Annotated in this window: 6 protein-coding genes; 3 read left to right on the top strand and 3 right to left on the bottom strand. The window is 44.5% G+C overall.

Features of this window, described 5'->3' with window-relative positions; genetic code table 11:
* Nucleotides 1-223 precede the first annotated feature (223 nt).
* Complete coding sequence (locus tag F6J94_RS30250; protein ID WP_293047066.1) at nucleotides 224-2,008, bottom strand: 4Fe-4S binding protein; 1,785 nt, start codon at nucleotides 2,006-2,008, stop codon at nucleotides 224-226.
* A 361-nt stretch (nucleotides 2,009-2,369) separates the two neighbouring features.
* A complete protein-coding gene (locus tag F6J94_RS30245; RefSeq protein ID WP_293019151.1) occupies nucleotides 2,370-2,498 on the bottom strand; it encodes a hypothetical protein in 129 nt (42 codons plus the stop codon).
* 277 nt (nucleotides 2,499-2,775) lie between these two features.
* On the opposite strand from F6J94_RS30245, the gene F6J94_RS30240 reads away from it, so the two are divergent.
* Nucleotides 2,776-2,901 carry a hypothetical protein gene (locus F6J94_RS30240; RefSeq protein ID WP_293019147.1) on the top strand — a complete coding sequence of 42 codons (126 nt, stop codon included), beginning with the start codon at nucleotides 2,776-2,778 and terminating at the stop codon, nucleotides 2,899-2,901.
* Between the two features lie 15 nt (nucleotides 2,902-2,916).
* On the opposite strand, the gene petJ is transcribed toward F6J94_RS30240, so the two are convergent.
* A complete protein-coding gene (petJ, locus tag F6J94_RS30235) occupies nucleotides 2,917-3,393 on the bottom strand; it encodes a cytochrome c6 PetJ (protein ID WP_364301753.1) in 477 nt (158 codons plus the stop codon).
* Nucleotides 3,394-3,629: 236 nt separating this feature from the next.
* Between petJ and F6J94_RS30230 the strand changes: the two genes are divergently transcribed.
* Nucleotides 3,630-4,052, top strand: a complete 423-nt coding sequence (locus F6J94_RS30230; RefSeq protein WP_293019145.1) for a BlaI/MecI/CopY family transcriptional regulator — start codon at nucleotides 3,630-3,632, stop codon at nucleotides 4,050-4,052.
* Nucleotides 4,052-4,924: a M56 family metallopeptidase gene (locus F6J94_RS30225; RefSeq protein ID WP_293047064.1), complete on the top strand. Its 873-nt coding sequence runs from the start codon at nucleotides 4,052-4,054 to the stop codon at nucleotides 4,922-4,924. Before F6J94_RS30230 ends, F6J94_RS30225 begins: the two co-directional genes overlap by 1 nt.

The following is a 4,924-nucleotide window of genomic DNA, read 5'->3' as shown; positions in this document are numbered from 1 at the left end:
TAATTAATTGGATATTTTGGTAGACTATGTGACCCTTTTATTCCCTGGCTACTAACCCTTACCCTCGGCCTGAGCCACAAGTAAGTAAGTGTTTTATAAGTGTTTTACCAGTGGCCATATAGTTATCAGCCTTTTTTTTTCTTTTTATGAAAAATGCTCTCTTTTTTCCGGTATTTCATCCTCGTCTCACCCTGTTGAATGTACTATTTGGGAAAACCAAGGACTAGTCCTGATCACCTAGTTGATTGTTGTTATCTTTGCGGTCTTTTAGCAGCTTGGTGCGCTTATCAGAACGATTCTGCTTGCGGGATTCCCTAAGTATCGTGCGTTGGTTAGAAGTACTAGTCTTCTGGCGCTCTTTGATGGTGCTCAGTACTTTATAAGGGTCCGGTCCATAGTGGGGATACAAGATTGGTAAGTTTTCTTGCTCCTTACCAAGTTCTTCTAAAACCTGATAATGTTGCTGATCGTTTATACCCAGTTCATCCCGGATCTGCTGGAGAACCTCGAGACTACTAGCGGAATTCACATGTCCAGCTTGGATCGCTTCTCTTAGCACCCCTTTGTATACCCCCAAACGGTATTGTTGGTTAGCACCAGGTAGGGTTTTAGCCAGGATGTGTAATTCCTCAGGTTTGAGATCATCGACGGAACGACCTTCGAGAAATTCCGAGAAGTCCAGGGGTAGCTTCTTCAGTTGACGGCGCAACTTGTCTGCCAAACTCTCCTGGGTATATTGCTGGGAACTACGACCCCAAGTTTGATAAAGCCATAAGCTGCTCACCAGAATCACTATACTCTGAAACAGGAATTGCACTAGGACAGGGAACCGATTAATTTCGGGACGACCCCCGTAGATGAAGAAGAAGTTAAAGGCAATAAAGGTACAAATGGAAAAGACTCGGTGCAATACTTGCTCCTGAGTGATAGATTGGTTTTTTCGCCACAGAGCAGCTTTGTATAGTTTCTCTAGCTTGGTACAAATTATACAACTGAGCGCCACGAAGACAACGAAGGTAAGAGGAGTTGCCACCAGTTTAGGAATCGCAATTGCGTGATTCATGATGTAAAACCCTGGCTTTAAAAGCGCACCTAACTGATTCTCTTCATGGGTCCAAGCCCCAGACAGGTAATAATCGAAGTTTCCTGCATACAACCAGTAGTAGAGGAAATAACCAATCACCATGCCTAAATAACCGTATTGGACTAATTTCCGACCAGGCTTAGTCAGTTGTTGCCAGTAGGCTTTTTCGGAATCGATATCCATACAAGGGGACTTACAACTGATACAGGCACTTTTTTCAATACCTGTGGTTTGGTCTAAGGTGCGGCACATGGACTGGGTAATGGTTTTTGGCGGTGCGTTGTGAGCTTCAGTGCCAAGCAATCCCCGTGGTCCAGTAAATACCATCTGAACCATGCCAAATGGACAGACATAATGACACCAACTTCTGCCACCATAGAGGAATACCATCATCATGGCGGATAAGATAGTCAGGCTCAGAAACAAACCCAGAACCAAGCGCTCAGAGTTAACAAATAGAATCCGGCAGTTCAACCCGATAAAGAAAATGGCAAACTGCACATATAAATGGTTACGAACCAGCCACGGATTTTTGCTGATATCCCCCTGTGGCTGTAACCCCAAAGCTCTGGGAATTTGGGACAGAAAGTAAAGTGGGCAAATGCGTCGCCAAGTCTCATGACCGAACACCAAAACAATCATGATGGCGCTAGGCACGATCATGCCCCAGAACAATCGCGCTCCCAGGGCATAGGGTTTTTCATCCAGGCACACTCCCTGGACTTGAACACATGGGTCTTGAGTGAGCGTGGGATCCCGAAATAGGCTTAATAGATTATCAGGATCAGTTAAATTATGTGAAATCGGGTCATAAAACAACGATAAAATTAATATTAGCCAACTAATCACTAGCACCAAACGCACTCGGTGCCAACTTTGTTCTGGTACCTTTGACAGCATAGCTTTAACCCCCTTTTGATCCATTGTGGGAAACAAGTTCAGGCATTGGCAGTACCCGTTTGGGTACTTCGTAACAGCTAGCACTGAAACCAATCCTGAGGATGAGCATTAGTCTTTGGGCATAATCTGCTCTATAACACCAGCAAGAGTTAGGTAAACCCTCTTGAGCTTGGGTTTGTTGGTAACCTAACTAGCACCATTGATTTTGAGTCACCAGTTACTTATCTGGTTGAGTCCACACCTTTTATGCCGCAGTTTCCGAGTTGTTAACATAACTTTACAAAAACCACCCAGATAGTTCTAATCTGATGGTTATAATACAACATTTAGCTAGACATAGCTCGACTTGCTGTCATCAATAGGATTGCAGAATTGCTTGGAATTGTTAAAACCTACTCTTAGCTCTACCTGATGTGGTTGCGGAAGTTAGGGTTTTACCTGTTGTGAATAGGCTTTGGCTTGGTGATAAGATAGCGATCGCATCTTCATACTCCTGAAGTGCAAAAATCGCCAATCCCCGGTTTTAGTAGCCCCGGAAATGCGAATCGCGAGTAATTAACGAAAAGTGTTAGTTATCCCAATTGATTGTAGCTTTTCATACAAATTATTTCTAACTTAGTATCTAGGAATACTAAGTTTTGATCTCTTCAAGCCATTTTGAAGTGTTTTTTGAAGTATTTCTTGAAAAGAATAGCATTTTAAAATAGATCCAGAAACCCAATGGTGATTGGGTGCATCTCAAAGTTTTAAATCTATAACTCAGCTATGCAGGGCATTCATGAGGGGAGCCAGTGCGATCATGGGGTAAACCCCCTCATCAAGGCGCTACCTTGTTGCATCGCTACTCCCTACTGCCTACTCCCATTAACCTAAGACGAAAGTCCCTGACGCAATTGAGAACTGCTATAGTAACTTAGATTACATTAGGGGAATCAAAAGAATGAGCGCCAGAATGAGCGCTTTTTGGGTTTAAGGGTATCGGTCTTGTCCTGATTAACTGGCTTCTCAGAAGCCTCTACACCTAATTCTGGAGATTTGGACTTCGGGGATTTTTGAATAGGAATGTCTTTACCCAACTGCCAGTCATTGTCAGCCTGCGATAAAACATAGATAGCCACATTTTCAATCTCCTGCTCAGTCAGCTTCTTATTGAAGGAGGGCATAGCGTTTTTGCCATTAGTTACCTGGGTTTTAATTTTTTCCAGGTCATACATCTTATATCGTTTTAGGACAGGTTTCTTCAAGGTTTTATTGGCCATAATCACGTTATTGCCACCGATATGACAAGCAGCACAATTTTGACTAAAAACCTGAGCTCCCTGAACGGCATCACCAGCGAGGGCTGGACGAAATAGAGCAAATGTAAACCATACCGTAGCAGTCAACAGGATTGATAGCAGCTTCTTCAAGGGTATTCTCCTTCTGATCAAACAAACAGCAGGCTACAGAGTGGCCTATAATTATTCCCTAGAATGACTGTAAACCTTAGAAGAACTGCTGTCAAACCTAAGCAAGACTATAAATAAAGGAAGCAGACAGACTAAATATGAATCGGGATAGCCTGGCGGCTCTTCACTTCATACACTATTAATCAGTTTTAGCACCAAAATTAACCGAAAATTAAACCAAAATTAACCAGTAATCTATGAGTCCTTTGCCCCATCATCGCCCTAAACAACTCTCCCTAGGTCCATTGGAACGAGAAATCTTGGAGATCATATGGGTATTAGGTTGCGCTACTGTTAAAGATGTCCATGAACAGATTTTGGCTGACCCCGATCGGGAATTAGCGTATGCTTCAGTGACCACAGTGCTACGCCGCTTGACCCAGAAAGGTTGGCTGAGTTGTGATAAACGACAGCGTACCTTTTTATGGAGACCCTTAGTGTCTCGCCAAGAAGCCCAGGTACTCGCAGCCCATGACCAGCTCAATCGCTTTTTAGCTGTAGGCAATCCAGATGTAGTTGCTGCCTTTGCCGATAGCTTAGATGCAGCGAGTGTGGAACAAATTTCTGCGATCGCACAACGACTGCAAGCAGCACGTCAAAGGCGGAAGGAGGAAAAATAATGCATGTGGTCATGATTATAGCAGCATTAGGGCTGGCTTGCTGGCACAGGCACACAAGCTACCAACTCCCTGGGAGTTGGCCCAGGCGCTGGCAACAGGTACTAGTGCAATTTCTGGCTCCACCCCTACTCCTCCTAAGCACTGCTTTGGCTGTCCTATCCATGGGGCCAAAGGGACAAATGATCGGGTTACGTACCGACTGGCTCAGCTACTGTCTAGCGCTAGGATTTCTGGGTTGGGCAGTAGTGTTGTGGCTAAAGTTAGCAAGGCTTGGTTGGCAGTCTTTGCAACAAGTTCGTTCCTTACCCCAAATTTGCTTAATAAATGGGAAATGGCAAAATGGGCAATGGGAAAGGGTTGAAAACTGTCCTGGCTTAACTCCAACCCCTGAATCCCTAGCTAGTCAGGGTCAATTGGCTCGTCTTTTAGACACTCCCATACCCTTTATTGCTCAGATTGGCTTTTGGCAACCGGAACTTGTGGTCAGTCAGGGACTCTTAGAAACTCTCTCATCCGAACATCTAGAGGCTGTTATTACCCATGAGCAAGCTCACCACCATTACCGAGATACCTTCTGGTTTTTCTGGCTAGGCTGGATTCATCGAATCACCGCTTGGTTACCAAATACAGAGTCATTGTGGCAAGAACTATTGAGTCTACGAGAAATCCGTGCTGACCATTGGGCCGCTAAACAGGTCGATGCCCTATTGTTGGCAGAATCACTGTTGACTATGGTTAGTAGTCCGATGATCACTAAGGAAAATTTCTGTGCTCCCTTTAGTAGACCTGTGCCTCCCAGTCGCTTCCAAGAGAGAATCGATGCACTCTTGACAGAGCCAGAGTCTGCGACTGGTACTAGCTCCTGGCATTAA

This window comes from Moorena sp. SIO1F2 (genome assembly GCF_010672755.1).
GTDB lineage: Bacteria > Cyanobacteriota > Cyanobacteriia > Cyanobacteriales > Coleofasciculaceae > Moorena.
This window is presented reverse-complemented; position numbering and strand designations above follow the sequence as displayed.